The sequence below is a fragment of the Cryobacterium sp. TMT1-2-1 genome (assembly GCF_004403955.1).
Taxonomy (GTDB): Bacteria; Actinomycetota; Actinomycetes; order Actinomycetales; family Microbacteriaceae; genus Cryobacterium; species Cryobacterium psychrotolerans.
This window is the reverse complement of sequence record NZ_SOHC01000058.1, coordinates 22226-40242: the sequence shown is the minus strand read 5'-3', so window position 1 is coordinate 40242 and position 18017 is coordinate 22226. Positions and strand designations below refer to the sequence as shown.

Sequence of the window (18017 nt, the reverse complement as noted above, 5' to 3'; positions counted from 1 at the left end):
TTCTCCTAAAACTTCACCTTGACGACGGCCATCATCCACAATGAGCCGACAATGAGCAGTACGACCGCGACGACCAGCGCCAGAATGCCCCACACGTTCTCGAAGAAGGCGCCGAAATAGTCCGGCTTCGTCAGGAGCAGAAACGTGAACACTCCGATGGGGAGCATGATGAGCACCCACGCCGACATCTTCCCTTCCGCGGCCAGCGCCTTCACCTGCCGGCGAATTTCGTTGCGCTCCCGGATGGTGTGGCCAACCCGGTCGAGCACCTGGGAGAGGTTGCCGCCGACCTCACGGTTGATGGCGATGGCCTGCGCAACCCACCGGAAGTCGTCACTGCGCATCCGAATAGCGGTGTTGTCCAGTGCCTCGCCCAGGTCGCGCCCGATTCGGGTTTCGTTCACGACCCGGACGAATTCCTCGGAGGTCGGCGCCTCTGTCTCCTGGGAAGCGGCGTCGAGCGCGCGGAGCAGGCTGTGCCCTGCGCGCAGACCGCCGGCGAGAAGACCGAGTGATTCGTCGAGTTGGTCCGCGAACCTGGCGCGCCGTCGGGAGGCGCGGACGCTGATCAGGATCTTCGCGCCGACGGGGGAGAGCGCCGCGAAGGTGACCATCAGCGGCACACCGAACGGGCCGTTGCTGCCGAGCACCAGGCCCAGCAGCGCCAGCACGATCGCGGCCGAGACGACCAGCAGAACGAAGCCGGATGGCTGCATACGAATGTTGGCCTGCTCGAGTTCGGCAGCGCTGAACGGAGCCTTGCCGCGTCGTTTCATCGCCCGGTCGATCGCTGCCGTCGTGTGATCGGTCATCCGGGTCAGGGTCGTCGTCTCCTCCGCGCCGGGGGCTCGCCGCCGTTCGAGGGGGATGCGCGGGGCCGGCGCGATCACCGCGAAGATGAAGACGAGCAACGCGGCCAGTCCGATGGCGATTCCGCCATAGAGCACGACGGGATTCATCGCTGGCTCCTGGTGAGCAGTTCGGCCTGGAAGACGCTCGCGGGCAGGTCGATTCCGAGATCGTGGAACGTGTCGGCGAACCGCGGGCGCACTCCGGTGGCGGCGGCATGACCGACAAAGTGTCCGTCGTGGTCCACGCCTGCGCCGTAATCGAAGGTGAAGGCGTCCTGGAGGGTGACGATGTCGCCCTCCATGCCCTGCACCTCGGTCACGTGCGTGACACGCCGGGTGCCGTCCTTCATCCGGGTGATCTGCACGATGACGTCGATGGCGGATGCTATCTGCTCACGGATGGCCCGAAGCGGCAGATCCATGCCGGCCATCAGCACGAGTGTCTCCATCCTGGCGATCGCATCGCGCGGCGAATTGGAGTGCACCGTCGAGATGGACCCCTCATGTCCGGTATTCATGGCCTGCAGCATGTCCAGGGTCTCGCCGCCGCGGCATTCGCCGATGACGATTCGATCCGGGCGCATCCGGAGTGAGTTGCGCACCAGGTCGCGGATGGTGACCTCACCCACTCCCTCGGTGTTCGAGGGCCGCGATTCGAGCCGGATGACGTGTTCCTGCTGCAGCTGGAGCTCGACCGCATCCTCGATGGTGATGATGCGCTCTTCCTCGGGAATGTAAGCAGAGAGCACGTTGAGCAGGGTCGTCTTGCCGGTTCCGGTACCGCCCGAGACGATGATGTTCAGCTTGGCCTTGACGCAGGCGTCGAGTACTTGCGCCATATCGGGGCTCAACGTGCCGAACCGCACCAGGTCGTGAACAGTGAAGGGTTCCCGGGCGAACTTCCGAATCGTCAGCGACGAACCGTCGACCGCGAGCGGCGGGATGATCGCGTTGACGCGCGAACCGTCGGCAAGCCGGGCATCCACGAGCGGCGATGATTCATCGATGCGGCGACCCACCTTCGAGACGATCCGCTCGATGACGCGGCGCAACTGGGCTTCGCTCGTGAAGCGGGACCCGCTGAGAGTCAGGTGCCCGTGGCGCTCCACGAAGATCTGTTCGTGGCCGTTGACCATGATCTCCGTCACGTCGTCGTCGCTCAGCAGCGCTTCGAGCGGACCAAAGCCGAGCACGTCCGAGCCGATCTCCGCGATGAGCCTGGCGCGTTCCTGCGAGCTCAACGGCACCTGCTCGGCCGAAACGATCTTGCTGAGTTCGGTGCGTGCGTAGGCGAGAAGCTGCTCTTCGGTGAGGCTCGCGTCGTTCAGGCGCGACCCGATCCGCGCGAACAGCTCCTGCGCCGCCTTCTCCTTGATGTCGGCGAGAGGGTCGACCGGGGGCGTCGGCGCGGGCGCAGCCACAGGCACCCGGTGAGGCGCGGCTGCCGGCGGGGGCAGCTGTTCGACCGGCGGCACGCTGACCTCGGCGGCCCTGGGTGCGCTTGCTTTGGAGGGCCGCTTCTCAGCGAGATGCTGGGGCCCCTGGCGCATCGTATCGACTCGCTCGTTCAGTCTCATGAGACAACCACCCTTCGGTGTCGGCGACCGGCCTTCAGCGAAGCGGTCGGATCAAATCGGCGCACGAGCGCCTTGAATGCCCCGGTCGCGGGACTGCGCGCGCCCTCGGCGAGGAGCGGAAGCCCCCGATTCGTTGACAGGGCGACTCGATTGGAGCGCCGAATCGCGATGTCGACCGGAACGCCGATGGTTTGCTCGACGTCGCGCACGGACATGCCGCTGGAGTGATCGCCGAAGTTCAGCACAACGTGACGGGACGCCGGCATGATGCCGATGTCGGCCAGGATGGACAACTCCTTGCGCAGCCCGCGAATGCTCGGCACCGACATGTCGCACACCATGACGGCGTCCGTGGCGAGTTCTATTGCGGCCAGGGCGTGGTCCCCGAGGCCTGGCGACGTGTCGATGATGACATACTGGAAGGCCGTCGCCAGCTGTGCGATCAGGTTGGCCAGCTGGTCTCCGGTGACCCGGTCGCCCTCGTCCGGTGTCTCCGCCCCGCACACGACATAGAAGCCGCTGGGGTGCGGGGTGAGGTAGGTCTTCAGGACCATGGTGTCGTTGGGGACGACGCCGGATACCAGGTCGGGCAAGGTGCGGGACGGTGCCAGGGAGAGAGCCGTCGCAACGTCGCCGAACTGCATGTCCGCGTCGATAAGCACTACTCCGAGCGGTGAGTCCTGGGCAAGCCCCACGGCAAGGTTCGTGGCGATGGTTGTCTTCCCAACGCCGCCCTTGGCCGAGACGACGGCGATGACCCGGTTCCGGGCGACGGCGGCCGGGGAGGTCCCCTCTGCCGGTGACTCGACCTCGACCTCGGCCTCGACCTCGTCTTCGGCTTCGAGGTCGGCTTCGGGCTCCGGATCTGGTGCCAGCTCGGGCACCAGTTCCAGTCTGGGGGCCGTTGGGACCGCGACGTGACCTTCTGGGTCGTTGTCGTTGTCGTTGTCGTTGTCGTTGTCGTTGTCGATGTCGATGTCGATGTCGACGTCTGGGTCGACGTCAGGGTTGCGCTGCACCCCGGGCTTCGGCCGGCTGCGGCGGATGGAGGCCGGCATTATCGACCTGCCGGTGCGTGGGTCATTTGAACACGTCTCCGGCGTCGACGACGGTGGAGCCGGTTTCGGTGGCTTCCTTGGGCTCAATCGTCAGCCAGACCGAGCCGAATTCCTGGCCCCAGACGATCTTCTCGATGTCGGGCGTGGTGCGGGCGAGGGTGACCATGATCTCGCCGACCGGCTCGGACTGCGCTTCATCGTTTTTCGCGGGCGATGTCTGGGTTCCTTCGTGCACGGCCGTTACGAGCACCTTGTGGAAGACCTGCTTACTCACCGACACGTCCTCGGCGGCTTGCCCGATCTTCACGGTGGCCGCCACGACGATGCCCACCGTGTCTCCCGCCTTGACGGTGCCGCCGACGATTCGTTCGACGGGGAGTGCGATCGTCAGGGCCTGCATGCCGTCCGGCAGGTCGACCTGGCCGCGGGCCGCGAGCTCGGCAGGGTCGACCCAGCGCGATTTGATGAGCTGTTCGCCCGGCATCAGGGCGGCGTCCGTGACCATGCCGGCCAGGGCCGACAGCTTGGTCACCCGCCCCGGAACCGCGGACATCGCGGGCAACTGCTTCACCGTGATGAAGTCGCTGATCGCCTCCGCCGCGGTTCCTTCCGGGATCTCCTCGGAGACCACGAAGACCGGCACGAACGCGGCGCCGTCCGCGGCGCGGGCATCAGCGCCCCGCACATATCCGGTGAGCACGACGGTGCCGACAAGCGCCAGCACGATGGCGACGATCGCTCCAATGAGTCGGGTTTTCATGACATCTCCTAGTTCGTGAGGTTGACGGTCGTGACGTTGGTGTCGGGGCCGCCGATGTCGTAGGCCGAGTCGATAGTGACCCATTCTTCGAAGAAGCCCTGGATGAATCGCTCGTTGCCGCCGGAGCAGTCGCACCCCGGGTAGCGATCCACATTGACCAGCGGGAACCGGTTGCCGCCGGCGAATTTCCAGCCGGTGACCCTGAAGGCGGCGAAGGCGTAGATATGGAAGATGCCGGGACCACCGTTGCCGGTGGACCCATCGAAGATCGGGATCAGGACGGTGCTGCCCTCGAGCGCGCGAAGGGTCGCGTCGCAGTTGCTCGGGGAGTCGACGCCGGGCTCGCTCGGCACGGAACCGTCAACGGCCACCGTTGCCGCGCAGGTGCCGTCGGTCTGCTCGAGCCAGCCGAATCCGCCGGGGATGTCCATACCGTTTCTCGTGCACGGGTGGTTTTCGTCGTAGCGGATGGTGAGCTTCTGTTCGTTGTTCAGCTCGCCGAACAGCTGGAATTCGCAAAAGGACAGCGCGAGCGGCAACACCGCGGGGCCGGAGCGGATTCCGCCCCACTCCGCAGTCGCCGTTGCGCCCACGGTCGTCTCGGTAATGCCGAGCATGGCAGCGAACGGGTGCTGGATGGCGTCCTGATCCGTGCCGGCGACCCGCGTCGAGTCGGTCACGGTCACGGTTCTGTTGGTGAGGTCGATGACCGGAGCGAGCACGTTCGCGGCACCGTCATTGGCGTTGTCGTTCGTGAAGTTCGCGGCGGCGGCGCCAGGGGCATCGCATACCCCGTCGTCCGCGCAACCCATTGCGATCGCCAGGGCGGCGGCATCGGCCCCGTTCTGCAGTTGCGCGCGTTCGGCGTACAGCGCGCCGACGTCGAGGGCGATCGCCAGAGATCCGATGAGCGGCACCAGCATGATGCCGACGATAACCGCGGATGCGCCGCGTTCGGGCCGAAGCCGGCTGGTCAACCACCACATAGCATTACTCCAGTTCCAGTCAGGGGGATCGTCGCGCCGAAGAAGCCCGTCATGAGGGCGACGTTGTAGTCGATGGTCACTTCCACGGTCGCGTCGGGCGTGCAGGCGCCGGGGCTGACCGTGATTTGACCGTCAGCGATCGCGGGGTTGATCGACGGGGCGGCCGCGCTGGCGGCCGTGCGTGCGCGGGCGGGGTCATCATGGATGGCCATGGTCCTGGCGCCTTCCCGAGCCGCGTTGCTCAGGGAGATTTGAATGTTGAAGACCCGGCTGAACTCGATGAGCCCCATCACGAGCAGCAGGAGCACCGGGAGGATGAGCGCGAACTCAACGGCGGCCGCGCCGCGTTCGTTGAATCGATCGCGAAGACGCTTCATCTGGATGGCCCTTCGGGTGGGCGGGGCAACGGGGAGATCGGGAGAGTGGGGGAGAGTGCGGCGGCGGCTCCCGGATTCCGGGAGGCCGCCGCCCTACTCGGGTTCGTGGTTAGAGGTTGTTGGCCACGCCGGTGAACATCGTGTCGAGGTTCGTGCCGATGAGGGCAACGGCGGTGATGATGACCACGGCGATGAGTGAGACCATGAGGCCGTACTCGACTGCGGTGGCGCCGTCGTCTTCGGTGCGCAGGCTGTTGACGGCGGCCTGGATTTTGGTGAAGAACTTCATGTCGGGTTTCCGTTCTGTGAAGAGCCGGCCTGGTTAGCCGAGCGGATGAAGGCAAGCTATGCGGATTGAGGATTTCTCACTAACACCCAGAACGGGGGGCCCCTGTTTGGGGGCCACTGTTCGGGGGGTGCGAGGGCGACGCGACCAGCGGCGTGGCGGGTGGAGGGAGGACGGCGGGGAGGGGAGGGGGGCGCAGGGCGGGGCCGCCGGCGCGCTGAGGCTTGCGCCGCCGGTCCCGGCAGCGAGCAGAGGGATTCAGGGCTTACGGCATGCTCGCGTTGTACTCGCCGAACATGCCGGTGACGGCGGCGCCGAAGACTACGGCGGCGCCGAAGATCACCAGGGCGATCAGGGACACCATCAGGGCGTATTCCACCGCGGTCGCGCCGCGTTCGCGGTCATCGGCATGGCGGAGACGGCTGGCCAGGATGTCGAGGATCGTGCGCATGTCTAACCCCTTGTGATTTCGGGTATCGCCGGGAAGGAGGCCACCATACTGCCGGTCTCCCGTGCGCATCATTCCCCCAGTCGCGGGGCACCCGAACGGGGGTGGCGAAGCAAGCTCACGAACGCGGGTCAGAGCACGGCGACGAGAATCGCGATATATGCCCCGGCCAGCATGGAAGGCCCGAATGGCAGGGAACCGCGCAGGCTGACCCGGCGCAGCGCCAGCGCGACCAGAGAAATGGCGCTGCCGACGACGAATCCGGCGACCAGCCCGATCAGCCAGGTGTCCCAGCCGAGGTAGCCGAGGGCGAGCCCGATCACCGCTGCGAGCTTCACGTCCCCCAAGCCGATGCCCGCCGGCGAGATGAGCGCGAGCACCAGGTAGAGCGCGAACAGCGCGGCGCCGCCCAGCAGGGCGCCTAACGCGGCGCCCCAGTCGGCGCCGACGGCGGCCGCGATCACGAGGGCGACCGCCACGATCACCGTGGTGGCGAGCAGCAGAGGGTTGGGCAGTCTCTTCTCAGTGACGTCGACGATGCTGAGCGCGACGGATGCCGCGGCCAGCAGCAGGTAAGCCGGAAGTTCCGGGCTGGGGCCGAACCCGAGGGCGAGCAGCGCAAACAGCACCCCGGTCGCCAGGCTGGCGGCCAGGCGAACCCGCCAGCCGAAGTCGCGCGGCGCGCGCAGCATCCGTGCGGCCAGTCCTGTGAGCGGCACGCCGAGCGCCAGCCCGACCAGCCCGGCCGGCAGCGGCAGCCACAGATCTGCGTTCATCCCGCTGAGTCTGGCGCATTCCCCGGTCGAAGGCACGCCCCTTTTCGGGAACGGTTCAGTTTCGGGACAGGTTCAGCCGGACGACTTCCAGGCGTACGCGTTCTCGGGGCGCCCCGGCGTGCCGTACCGGGGCGTGCGGAGCACGGCGCCGGCGTCGGCCAGGTACTCCAGGTATCGCCGCGCGGTCACCCGGGACATGCCGAGCCGCTCCATGACCTCGCTCGCGGAGGCAGGCCCGGGTTCGGCCTTGAGGAACTCGATGACGGCGGCGAGCGTCGCCGCGGAGAGGCCCTTGGGCGGGGGAAGCTCGCTGGGCGCGCGGAGCGTGGCGAAGGCGAGGTCCACTTCCGACTGCGTCGTCACCGCCGGCTGGGCTCCCAGCTGCTGGTGGAAGTCGCGGTACTGGATGAGTTTCTCGGCGAAACGCGCGTAGGTGAACGGCTTGATCAGGTACTGCACGGCGCCGGCGGCGATTGCGCCGCGCACGGTGCGGAGCTCCCGGCCGGCGGTGATCGCGATGATGTCGGTGGCCAGTCCGGCCGCCCGGATGCGGCGGCAGACGTCGAGGCCGTGCAGGTCGGGCAGGTTCATGTCCATCAGCACGAGGTCGATCGGCGCCCCCGATTCGGCGGCTTCGGCAAGCTGTCGGAGTGCCAACTGGCCGGTGCCGGCGGTCCCGGCGTGCACGAAGCCCTCGAGCCGACCGAGGTAGGCCGCGTGGGCCTCGGCGACGAGGGGCTCGTCCTCCACGACGAGCACGCGGATCAGGCGGCCAGACGCAACCGGCCCAGGCGCGACCGGGTCAGGCACGAGGTGCCTGCGCCTGGTCTGCGGCGGGGGTGGGTTCGGGGGAGCGGTGAGTGGGGATCGTGACGGTGAAAACCGCCCCCTGGTGCCGGCCGATGACGAGGCTGCCGCCGAGGCGCGCCACGGTCTGCCGTACGAGGGCCAGGCCCAGGCCGCGGCCGTAGGCGCCGGGATCCTTGGTGCTGAATCCCGGCCGGAACACGTCTTCCTCCGCCTCGGCGGCGACGCCCGGACCGCTGTCGGCCACCTCGATGACCAGGGCATCCGCCGTCGAACTAACGCGGAGGTCCACGGTGCGCGGCGCCTCGCCCGAGACGGCCGCGTCGAGGGCGTTGTCCATCAGGTTGCCGAGCACCGTGACGAGGTCCTGCACCAGGAGCCCGGAATCCGACAGGCTGCCCGACGCCTCGACCGTGAGCGCGATCCCGAGCTCGTGCGCCTGCGCGGCCTTGCCCATCAAGAGGGCGCCGATCACCGGTTCGTCGACGGAGGTGACCAGTTCGTCGGTCAGCTGCTGGCTGAGCTCGAGGTCCCGGGTCGCGAACTCGAGCGCCTCCGGGATCCGGCCCAGTTCCATCAGGGAGACAAGCACGTGCAGGCGGTTGGAGTGTTCGTGGGTCTGGGCGCGAAGCGCATCCGAGAGGGTGCGCATGCCCTGCAGCTCGTTGCCCAGCGATTGGAGATCGGTGTGGTCACGGATGGTGGCCACCGACCCCATCGCGGCGGGCTTGCCGCGGCCGGCCGCTGACGCGAGCGCGGGTTGCTGGCTGACGACCAGCACCCGGCTCCCGGTCGGATGGATCTCGTCTCGCGCCGGTCGGCCGCTCTGCAGCAGCTCGCCCAGGCTCGCCGGCAGGTCCAGGTCCGCCAGGAGCGGGGCTCCGCCGGCAGCCGCCCCCGCGGGCGACCTCGGGGGGATGCCGAGCAGCCGGGCCGCCTGGTCGTTGTAGAGCACCAGCTCGCCCCGGGGGTCGACCAGCACCAGCCCCTCGCGCACGGAATGCAGCACGGAGTCGAGGTAGACGAAGAGCTGGGCCAGTTGTTCCGGTCCCCAGCCGAGGGTGACCCGGCGCAGGTAGCGCCCGAGCAGCCAGGTCGCGATGGACCCTGCGGCCAGGAGCGCCAGGGCCAGGCCGAGCACCGCCGGCAAGCGGGCGTTGAGCGCGATTGTCACGTTGCTCGTCGTCACTCCGACGGCCACGAGCGCCCGCACGGCTCCCTGCTCGTCGGTGACCGGAACTACGGCGCGCACGGATGGCCCGAGCGTGCCGGTGCTGACCTCGGTGAGCGGTTCTCCGGCGAGCGCCGGTCCGACCGCGCCGATGTACTCCTTGCCTATCTCCGAGGTCGTCGGGTGGGTCCAGCGGGTGCGGTCCGTGTCCATGATCGTGATGAAGTCGAGGTCGGCGTCCGCCGCCACCCGCAGGGCATACGGCTGGAGGGAACCGCTCGGATCCGCTCCGCGGCTGGCCTCGAGCACGAGGGGATTGTCCGCGATGGCCGTGGCCACGGCCAGCATGCGATCCGCGGTTTCCGAATATCCGCGATCACGGGCGTCGACGAAGGATGCAGTTCCGACGAATGCCGCCAGCACGAGGATGAAGAGGGCATGGGCCAGGAAGAGCCGGCGCGCGATGCTCCATCCGTGACTCATGGCAATCGCCTTTCCGTGAACAATATGACCGCAAGCGTGACGGTGCGGGCGCCGTGAACGACTCTTGAACGCACCACGGATTTCTGTGGGCCCAGTGAGGGCCCCCTCAAGCCTAGACAAAGGAGTCTCCCATGGCGTCGTCGCCAGTTGCCCCCGTCGTGAAGCGCAAGAAGCGTTTCGACAAGTCGCACTACCTGTACACGGCGGTCATCGTCGCCGTCGTGCTGGGCGTCGTCGTCGGACTGATGTTCGGTGGTCCGGACGGGTTCGCCGTCTCGCTGAAGCCGCTCGGGGCTGCGTTCATCGGCCTGATCAAGATGATGATCTCGCCGATCATCTTCTGCACGATCGTGCTCGGCATCGGATCCATCGCGAAGGCCGCAACGGTCGGACGCATCGGCGGCCTGGCGCTCGGGTACTTCCTCGTCATGTCCACCTTCGCTCTCGGCATCGGCCTGCTGGTCGGCAACCTCATCCAGCCGGGGGCGGGCCTGGACATCGCCGGCGCCAGCTACGAGGTGACGGAATCCTCCGACACCGAGACCTTCATTCTCGGAATCATCCCGACCACACTCTTCTCCTCGCTGACCTCCGGCAACATCCTCCAGACCCTGATGGTGGCGCTCATCGCCGGCTTCGCCCTGCAGAAGATGGGGCCGGCCGGGCTGCCGATCCTCCGCGGCATCGCCCACGTCCAGGCCCTCGTCTTCCGCATCCTGATCATGGTCATGTGGCTTGCGCCCATCGGCGCCTTCGGCGCGATTGCCGCGGTCGTCGGTGAGACCGGCATCCAGGCCGTGATCAGCCTCTTCACCCTGATGGCGGCCTTCTACGCCACCTGCGTCGTCTTCATCGTGGTCATCCTCGGCGGGCTGCTGAAGATCGTCACCGGGGTCAACATCTTCAAGCTGATGCGGTACCTGGGACGCGAATACCTGCTCATCTTCTCCACCTCGTCTTCCGAGGCCGCCCTGCCTCGCCTGATCGCGAAGATGGAGCACCTCGGCGTCTCCCGGCCGGTTGTCGGTGTCACGGTCCCCACCGGGTACTCCTTCAACCTCGACGGCACGGCCATCTACCTGACGATGGCGTCCCTCTTCATCGCTACGGCGCTGGGCCAGCCCCTGCAGCTTGGGGAGCAGATCGGGCTTCTGGTCTTCATGATCATCGCCTCGAAGGGTGCGGCAGGCGTCTCCGGAGCCGGGCTGGCGACCCTCGCCGGCGGCCTGCAGGCTCACGCTCCGCAACTGCTCGACGGCGTCGGCTTCATCGTGGGGATCGACCGGTTCATGTCCGAGGCCCGCGCGCTGACCAACTTCACCGGCAACGCGGTCGCCACCGTGCTTATCGGCACCTGGACGAGGGAAATCGACCGGGTGCAGGTCGACCGGGTTCTCGACCGCCTCGAGCCCTTCGACGAGTCCACGATGCTGGCGCACCACAGCTTCGAACACCACGAAGGCCAGGCCGGGGGCCAGAGCGAGGGCCAGGCCGAGGGCCAGGGCGAGGGCCAGGGCGACGCCACCAGGCAGCCGGTCTCCGTCGGCGCCTGACCCGGCGAAACAACTTGGGGGGAACGCGCAAGGCAGTGCCGTCCGGGCAGCAGTACTCCCGGGCGGCACTCGCGCGTCCATCCCCCTCGCGACAAAAAAGCGCGGCCATCCCCCAAAAAGGGGGTGTGCTAGGGTTGGCGACGGTCTTACGACCCTTCACCAGGACGCGCTCACGCAGCCGACAGCCCCGATGCAAACAATCGCGCGGGACGGCCGTGATCGTATGGTGAGGCCCTGACGAGTGGTCCCATGATCGCTCCAGCCCCGCTCATCGAAGCGCGCCGTGGCCGGTCACTGCCTACCCGTCCGGCAACAGCTTGCATTCGATGCGTTGACCGTTAAACCGGTGGGCGTTCGGCGTGCACGGAGAACACGTGACCGAAATTATTGCCGTCAAGGCAGATCGACTGTACAAAGCGTTCGGGCGCCGCCCGAGCGAGATGGTCAAGAAACTTAGCGCAGGAGCCAGCAGGTCGGAGGTTTCCCCCCTCGGTACGGCCGCCGTCATCGACGCGTCGTTCGAGGTCAAGCGCGGCGAGATCTTCGTCGTCATGGGCCTGTCCGGATCGGGCAAGTCCACGCTCATCCGCATGCTCAACGGCCTTCTCGACGCCACCTCCGGAACCGTCACGGTCGCCGGCAAGCCCATCACGGGCATCCCGGCCAAGGCGCTGCGTGAGATTCGCCGCAGCAGCATCTCCATGGTCTTCCAGCACTTCGCCCTGCTGCCGCACCGCACCGTGATCGACAACGTCGCCTACGGCCTCGAAGTGCAGGGAATTGGTCGCGAGGAGCGCCTGGAGCGCGCCCGCACGATCATCCGCCTGGTCGGACTCGACGGCTGGGCCGACAGCCTTCCGTCGGAGCTCTCCGGTGGAATGCGGCAGCGCGTCGGCCTCGGCCGTGCGCTGGCCGCCGACACCGACGTGCTTCTGATGGACGAGGCCTTCTCGGCGCTGGACCCGCTGATCCGTCGCGAAATGCAGGAACAGCTCATCGAGCTGCAGGCCGAACTGGGCAAGACCATCATCTTCATCACCCACGACCTCAACGAGGCCATGTTCCTTGGCGACCGCATCGCCGTCATGCGCGACGGCCGAATCGTGCAGATCGGCACGCCAGAAGAGATCCTGACCGACCCGGCGAACGACTACGTTGCCCAGTTCGTGCAGGATGTCGACCGGGCCCGGGTTCTCACCGCCTCGAGTGTCATGGAGCCCGTGCGCAGCGTCGTCACGATCAATGCCGGGCCGCGCGCGGCGCTTCGCACCATGCGCGACCTGCAGACCTCGGCCACGTTCGTCGTCAACCGCGACCGCACCTTCGCCGGTGTCGTGCGTGACCGGGACGTGCTCCGGCTGGTCAAGGCCGGTGAAACCGACCTGCGAACGATCATCCGCGACACCGCCACGGCGGTCACTCCCGATACGGCGCTGGTCGATCTCGTCGAGGCCTCGGTCGAAAGCGACCTGCCCATCGCCGTCGTCGATGAGAAGAATCGCCTGGTCGGGGTCATCCCGCGGGTCACGCTTCTAGCCGCGATCGGCAACGTCACCACCAACACGGGCGAACTGCCCGTCGTCGAGCCGGCTGCAACGATCTCCGTCAGCCTGATCACCGAAACCCTGCGCGAAACCGCGCTGGAAGGGGCACAGCTGTGAACGACTTCCGCATTCCCCTGGGCACCTGGGTCGACGGCTTCATCGAGTACATCACCGACACGTTCGGTTTCCTCTTCGACATCATCCGTGCGGTCTTCGATGGCGCGTTCGAGGTCGTGGCCTTCCTGCTGGTCGCTCCGCCCTTCTGGGTGATCATCGTGATCGCCGCCGCGCTGGCCTACGCCACCCGTGGCTGGAAATTCGCGGTCGGCTCTGTCGTCGGGCTGGCCCTGATCGTGGGCGTCGACCAGTGGGAAAACGCCATGGACACCCTGGCGCTCGTGCTGGTAGCCAGCCTGCTCGCCATCGCCATCAGCGTTCCCCTGGGCATCCTGGCCGCGAAGTCCAAGGCCGCGTCAAGCATCATCCGACCGGTCCTGGACTTCATGCAGACGATGCCGGCCTTCGTGTACCTGATCCCGGCGCTCATCCTCTTCCGCGTCGGCGTCGTTCCCGGAATCGTCGCGACGATCATCTTCGCGATGGCACCCGGTGTCCGTCTCACCGAACTGGGCATTCGCGGGGTTGACAAGGAAGTTGTCGAGGCCGGGCAGGCCTTCGGCGCGTCGCCCTGGCGCATCCTGCGCCAGATCCAGCTCCCGCTCGCGATGCCGACGATCATGGCCGGAATCAACCAGGTCATCATGCTGTCCCTGTCGATGGTCGTCATCGCCGGAATGGTCGGCGCCGGCGGTCTCGGTGCCCAGGTGGTCGCCAGCCTCAACCGGATCGACGTCGCCCTCGGCTTTGAGGCCGGACTTGCCGTGGTCATCCTCGCGATCTTCCTGGACCGCCTGACCGCGGCCCTCGGCACGAGCGACACCCCCCTGGGTCGCTTCCTCGGGGCGCGCAAACGCGGCCGCCAGCAGGCATTGGCAGCCTGACCCACACACCTCACACCCGGCCACCCATCGCGGTGGCATGAAAGGAAAACATGAAGAATCGTTCACGATCATTGATCGCCGCCGGAGCAGTCGGGCTCCTCGCCCTCACCGGTTGCGCGTCCGCTGAGGAGTCCGTCGGCGGCGGCAACAAGGACAAGAAGGACCTCACCATCGCCGTGTTCAACGGCTGGGATGAAGGCGTCGCCGCCTCCGAGCTATGGAAGGCCGTTCTCGACGAGAAGGGCTACAACGTCGAGCTGGAATACGCCGACGTGGCCCCGGTGTACTCGGGCCTGTCCACCGGCGACTACGACCTCAACCTGGACGTGTGGATGCCCGAAACCCACGCCTCCTACGTGAAGGAGTACGGCGATGACATCGTCGACCTCGGCGCCTGGAACGAAGAGTCCCGGCTCACCATCGCGGTGAACGAGGATGCTCCGATCGACTCCCTCGACGAGCTCGCCAAGAACGCCGATAAGTTCGGCAACCGCATCGTGGGAATCGAGCCCGGCGCCGGCCTGACCGCGGCGACCACCGACCGGGTCATCCCGGCCTACGGCCTCGAAAAGATGGAATACCTCACCTCCTCGACCGCAGCCATGCTCACCGAGCTGACCGCGGCCACCAAGGCCGGCGAGAACATCGCCGTCACCCTCTGGGAGCCGCACTGGGCCTACAGCTCGCTGCCGATCAAGACCCTCGAGGACCCAGAGGGCACCCTCAAGAACGTCGAAAGCATCCACGCCTACGGCAGGAAGGATGTTGCCAAGGACTTCCCGCAGGCCACCAAGTGGATCAAGGGCTTCGACATGGACCTCGAGAAGCTGTACTCGCTCGAGAAGGCCATGTTCGTCGATTACGACGGCCAGGACTACGCGCCGATCGTCAAGAAGTGGATCGGTGAAAACCAGGAGTACGTCGACTCCATGACCGCCAAGTAGGGCCGCACGGCTCCTCGTTTCATCCGGAAGGCCCGCGTCGCGCTGACGCGGGCCTTTCGGCGCCCAGTGGCGGCCCGCGCGCGGGTGGGACATTCTGAGGCCATGCCGGACGTGGGCGTAGGAGACGTGGCTGTGCGGGAGTCGTTGGCCGATGCCGCGCGCCTGAGTCCGGTCGAGGCGCTGCGGGCGCTGGGCACCCGCGAAGCCGGGTTGACGAGCGCGGAAGCGGCACAGCGCCTGCGGGAGCTGGGACCCAACGCGGTCCGGACGCACAGGGCCAGCGCCTGGTCGGTACTCGCCCGGCAGTTGCGCAGCCCCATCCTGATCCTCCTCGTCATCACCGCGGGCGTATCGCTCTTCCTCGGCGATGTCACGAACTCGATAGTCATCGGCGTGATCCTCGTGGTCAGCGTCGGCCTCGGTTTCAGCAACGAGTACCGGGCGGAACGTGCCGCCCAGGCCCTGCACTCCCGAGTGACGCACCGCGCCGTCGTCGTCCGCGACGGCACGGCCCGCCCGGTCGACGTCGTGGACCTGGTGCCCGGCGACGTCGTGCACCTGGGACTCGGCGCGATCGTGCCGGCGGACATCCGGTTGCTGAGCAGCGAAGACCTGCTCTGCGACGAAAGCATCCTCACCGGCGAGTCGCTCCCGGTGAGCAAGAACCCGGCCGCGACGCCGGCGGAGCCGGGAGAGCTGGCCTCCTGCATCCGTATGGGAACGGTCGTCCAGGCCGGCAGCTGCGTCGGCGTCGTGGTCGCCACCGGAGGACGGGCAGAATTCGGCCGAATCGCCCTCGGGCTGGGGGAGCAGCAACCGCAGACCGAATTCCAGCTCGGGCTCCGACGCTTCTCCATCCTTCTGCTGCAGGTTGCGATCGGCCTGACCTCGCTGATCTTCGTCGCCAACCTGTTGCTGCAGCGCCCGGTGCTCGAGTCCCTGCTGTTCTCCCTGGCCATCGCGGTCGGCATCACTCCGCAGTTGCTTCCTGCCGTGGTCAGCACCAGCCTCGCGACGGGAACGAGGCGGCTGGCTCGCCGAAAGGTGCTCGTCAAACGACTGGTCTGCATCGAAGACCTGGGCGACATGGATGTGCTGGTCACCGACAAGACAGGGACGCTCACCGAGGGGCGGATCAGGTTCACCGACGCCCTGCCGATCGGGCCGGACGCCTCGGCCGAGGACGTGTACGTGCTGGGCCTGCTGGCCACCGAAGCCGACTACGCGACGGGCGGGCCTGCGGATGAGGGCCAGAACCCCCTCGACTCTGCGCTCTGGGAGTCCCCGCGCGCACAGACCTTCCAGGCAGCCCGGTACGAGCGCCTCGACGTGATCCCCTTCGACCATGAGCGGCGGATGACCAGCGTGCTGGTCAGGGAAGTCTCCGGCAGCGTGCGCCTGGTGACCAAGGGCGCCCCCGAGGATGTCCTCCGGCGCTGCGTGGGAACGCCGGCGGGGACCGAGGCTCAACTGGACGAACAGTTCGATGCCGGCGCCCGGGTGATCGCTGTCGCCTCCCGGCCCGCCGCCGGGCTCGCCGCCATCCAGCCGGCGGACGAGCAGCACCTCGTTTTGGTCGGCTTCCTGGTCTTCCTCGACCCGCCGAAGGCCAACGCCCGCCGGTCGCTGGACCGACTGGAGGCGCTCGGAATCACGGTGAAGATCGCCACCGGGGACAACGCCCGGGTGGCGGAAAAGGTATGCGCGGATCTCGATGTGCTCTCGGGCGGCACCCTCACCGGCACGCAGATCGACGAGTTGTCGGATGCGGACCTCGGCGCCGCGGCCGAGGAAGCGAGCATCTTCGCCCGGGTGACCCCGGAGCAGAAGGCGCGGATCGTGCGGCTCCTCCGGGAAGGCGGCCGGGCCGTCGGATTCCTCGGCGACGGCGTGAACGACGCGCTGGCGCTGCACGACGCGGACATCGGCATTTCCGTCGACAGCGCCACCGACGTAGCCAAGGACGCCGCCGACGTGGTGCTCCTCGACAAGGATCTGGGAGTGCTCGCGGACGGTGTGATGGAGGGCAGGCGCATCTTCGCGAACACGATCAAGTACGTGCTGATGGGGACGTCGAGCAACTTCGGCAATATGTTCAGCGCCGCGGTGGCATCCGTCGTGCTGAGCTTCCTGCCGATGCTGCCCGGCCAGATCCTGCTGAACAACCTTCTCTACGACACCGGGCAGCTGGCCATCCCCGGCGACAACGTCGATGAGGAGCAGCTTCGGGCGCCGGCGCACTGGAACATCGGGCTCATCCGGCGCTTCATGCTGGTCTTCGGCCCGATCAGCTCTCTCTTCGACTTCGCGACCTTCGCCCTGATGCTGTTTGTCTTCGACGCCGTGCCGGGCGAGTTCCGGGCCGGCTGGTTCATCGAGTCGCTCGCCACGCAGACCCTGATCATCTTCGTCATCCGAACGCGCCGGGTGCCGTTCCTGCGCAGCCGCCCGTCGGCCGGCCTCACGACGGCCGCCCTGAGCGTGGTGTTCGTCGGAATCTCCCTGCCGTACTCCCCGCTGGCGGGGCTGCTCGGCTTCGACCCGCTTCCGGTACCGTTCTTCCTTGCGCTTCTGGCAATGCTCGTCGTCTACCTGGTCCTGGTGGAGGTCGCCAAGCTGTGGTTCTTCGGCCTGCCGGCGCAGAAGGCCCCGGCGCCCAGGCAGCGGAGGTCCGACCACCACATTGCCCGGCGGGCGGCGCCGTTCAGCATTACCGCACCCGTGCCCGCCGTGGACCGGCCGAGAAGACGGCGCAGACGCCGCCGCCGGCCTAGTCCGTGACGTCCGTGCCGCTCGGGCCGGAGCCCTGGGCGGCGACCGCTATCGACCGCGCCCAGGCGGTTGCCCCCTCCACCTCGCCGGCAGCGAGCGGCCCCTCCCGGCCCTCGACAATGAAGCCGCGGGGTCTCGCTACGATCCGGGCTCCCGCCTTTTCGAGGGCGTGGGAGATCTTCGCCGCGGCGTCACCGTGGATGAAGAGCCTCACGCGCGTGTCGAAGGCCGCGGCCCGGACCCCGCGCAGGGACCCCTCGCCGAGGCCGTCGAGGAACTCCTGCGTCCGAGGGGTGGGTTTCCACGCGTTGATCGGGCTTCCGACGACGAGCAGGTCCACGCCCTCCAGGCCGCCCTGTCCCAGGCCTGCCAGGGGGGTCGCAGTGGCGTCGTTTCCGAGTTCCGCGGCAACCGTCTCGGCGATCTTCCGGGTGTTGCCGAAGTTCGAGTCAAACAGAACGAGTGTACTCATGACCAGCTTCCTTCCTTCAGACGCATCTCTGATTCGACCTGTGCCCATGCAGCCATGCAGGCAATGTACTCCGGGAATTCCGCGCTGAGGTGCGGACAAAGTACCTTCACTGGCGCGACGAAGGTACTTTCTCCGCAAGTCAGCCAGAACG

The 18017-nt window shown here is 67.4% G+C and carries 17 protein-coding genes; 5 read left to right on the top strand and 12 right to left on the bottom strand.

What is annotated here, in order from left to right:
* Positions 1 to 5: 5 nt before the first annotated feature.
* The 11 genes from E3T33_RS10035 to E3T33_RS09985 all read right to left on the bottom strand — a co-directional run bounded on the left by E3T33_RS10035 (position 6) and on the right by E3T33_RS09985 (position 9580).
* Entirely contained in the window at positions 6 to 959 is a 954-nt protein-coding gene (locus tag E3T33_RS10035; RefSeq protein WP_092324282.1) for a type II secretion system F family protein, read from the bottom strand.
* Positions 956 to 2428, bottom strand: a complete 1473-nt coding sequence (locus E3T33_RS10030; protein WP_092324281.1) for a CpaF family protein — start codon at positions 2426 to 2428, stop codon at positions 956 to 958. Before E3T33_RS10030 ends, E3T33_RS10035 begins: the two co-directional genes overlap by 4 nt.
* Positions 2425 to 3486 (bottom strand): AAA family ATPase, encoded by a 1062-nt coding sequence (locus E3T33_RS10025; protein WP_134575237.1) that lies wholly within the window; start codon positions 3484 to 3486, stop codon positions 2425 to 2427. The genes E3T33_RS10030 and E3T33_RS10025 overlap by 4 nt, the downstream gene beginning before the upstream one ends.
* Positions 3487 to 3508: 22 nt before the next feature.
* Complete coding sequence (gene cpaB, locus E3T33_RS10020) at positions 3509 to 4246, bottom strand: Flp pilus assembly protein CpaB (RefSeq protein WP_166784460.1); 738 nt, start codon at positions 4244 to 4246, stop codon at positions 3509 to 3511.
* Positions 4247 to 4254: 8 nt separating this feature from the next.
* Positions 4255 to 5232, bottom strand: a complete 978-nt coding sequence (locus E3T33_RS10015) for a pilus assembly protein TadG-related protein (RefSeq protein WP_092324276.1) — start codon at positions 5230 to 5232, stop codon at positions 4255 to 4257.
* Positions 5220 to 5609 carry a TadE family protein gene (locus E3T33_RS10010; RefSeq protein ID WP_092324274.1) on the bottom strand — a complete coding sequence of 130 codons (390 nt, stop codon included), beginning with the start codon at positions 5607 to 5609 and terminating at the stop codon, positions 5220 to 5222. Before E3T33_RS10010 ends, E3T33_RS10015 begins: the two co-directional genes overlap by 13 nt.
* 109 nt (positions 5610 to 5718) lie before the next feature.
* A complete protein-coding gene (locus E3T33_RS10005; protein WP_092324273.1) occupies positions 5719 to 5898 on the bottom strand; it encodes a Flp family type IVb pilin in 180 nt (59 codons plus the stop codon).
* Positions 5899 to 6160: 262 nt separating this feature from the next.
* Complete coding sequence (locus tag E3T33_RS10000) at positions 6161 to 6346, bottom strand: Flp family type IVb pilin (RefSeq protein WP_134575236.1); 186 nt, start codon at positions 6344 to 6346, stop codon at positions 6161 to 6163.
* A gap of 128 nt (positions 6347 to 6474) precedes the next feature.
* Positions 6475 to 7119: a prepilin peptidase gene (locus E3T33_RS09995; protein ID WP_092324270.1), complete on the bottom strand. Its 645-nt coding sequence runs from the start codon at positions 7117 to 7119 to the stop codon at positions 6475 to 6477.
* Between the two features lie 72 nt (positions 7120 to 7191).
* Positions 7192 to 7929, bottom strand: coding sequence for a response regulator (locus tag E3T33_RS09990; protein ID WP_241982902.1), 738 nt, complete (start codon positions 7927 to 7929; stop codon positions 7192 to 7194).
* Positions 7922 to 9580: a sensor histidine kinase gene (locus E3T33_RS09985; RefSeq protein ID WP_092324268.1), complete on the bottom strand. Its 1659-nt coding sequence runs from the start codon at positions 9578 to 9580 to the stop codon at positions 7922 to 7924. The genes E3T33_RS09990 and E3T33_RS09985 overlap by 8 nt, the downstream gene beginning before the upstream one ends.
* Before the next feature lie 131 nt (positions 9581 to 9711).
* Between E3T33_RS09985 and E3T33_RS09980 the strand changes: the two genes are divergently transcribed.
* The 5 genes from E3T33_RS09980 (at position 9712) to mgtA (ending at position 17403) form a co-directional block, all read left to right on the top strand.
* Complete coding sequence (locus E3T33_RS09980) at positions 9712 to 11133, top strand: cation:dicarboxylase symporter family transporter (protein ID WP_092324267.1); 1422 nt, start codon at positions 9712 to 9714, stop codon at positions 11131 to 11133.
* Between the two features lie 374 nt (positions 11134 to 11507).
* On the top strand, positions 11508 to 12794 hold the full coding sequence (locus tag E3T33_RS09975; RefSeq protein ID WP_241982901.1) for a glycine betaine/L-proline ABC transporter ATP-binding protein: 1287 nt from the start codon (positions 11508 to 11510) through the stop codon (positions 12792 to 12794).
* Entirely contained in the window at positions 12791 to 13678 is an 888-nt protein-coding gene (locus E3T33_RS09970; protein ID WP_092324265.1) for a proline/glycine betaine ABC transporter permease, read from the top strand. The genes E3T33_RS09975 and E3T33_RS09970 overlap by 4 nt, the downstream gene beginning before the upstream one ends.
* Positions 13679 to 13728: 50 nt before the next feature.
* On the top strand, positions 13729 to 14622 hold the full coding sequence (locus tag E3T33_RS09965) for a glycine betaine ABC transporter substrate-binding protein (RefSeq protein WP_092324264.1): 894 nt from the start codon (positions 13729 to 13731) through the stop codon (positions 14620 to 14622).
* A 102-nt stretch (positions 14623 to 14724) separates the two neighbouring features.
* On the top strand, positions 14725 to 17403 hold the full coding sequence (mgtA, locus tag E3T33_RS09960) for a magnesium-translocating P-type ATPase (RefSeq protein ID WP_134575235.1): 2679 nt from the start codon (positions 14725 to 14727) through the stop codon (positions 17401 to 17403).
* Here mgtA and E3T33_RS09955 read toward each other — a convergent pair.
* On the bottom strand, positions 17393 to 17866 hold the full coding sequence (locus E3T33_RS09955) for a flavodoxin domain-containing protein (protein ID WP_092324261.1): 474 nt from the start codon (positions 17864 to 17866) through the stop codon (positions 17393 to 17395). The genes mgtA and E3T33_RS09955 overlap by 11 nt on opposite strands.
* Between the last annotated feature and the right edge of the window lie 151 nt (positions 17867 to 18017).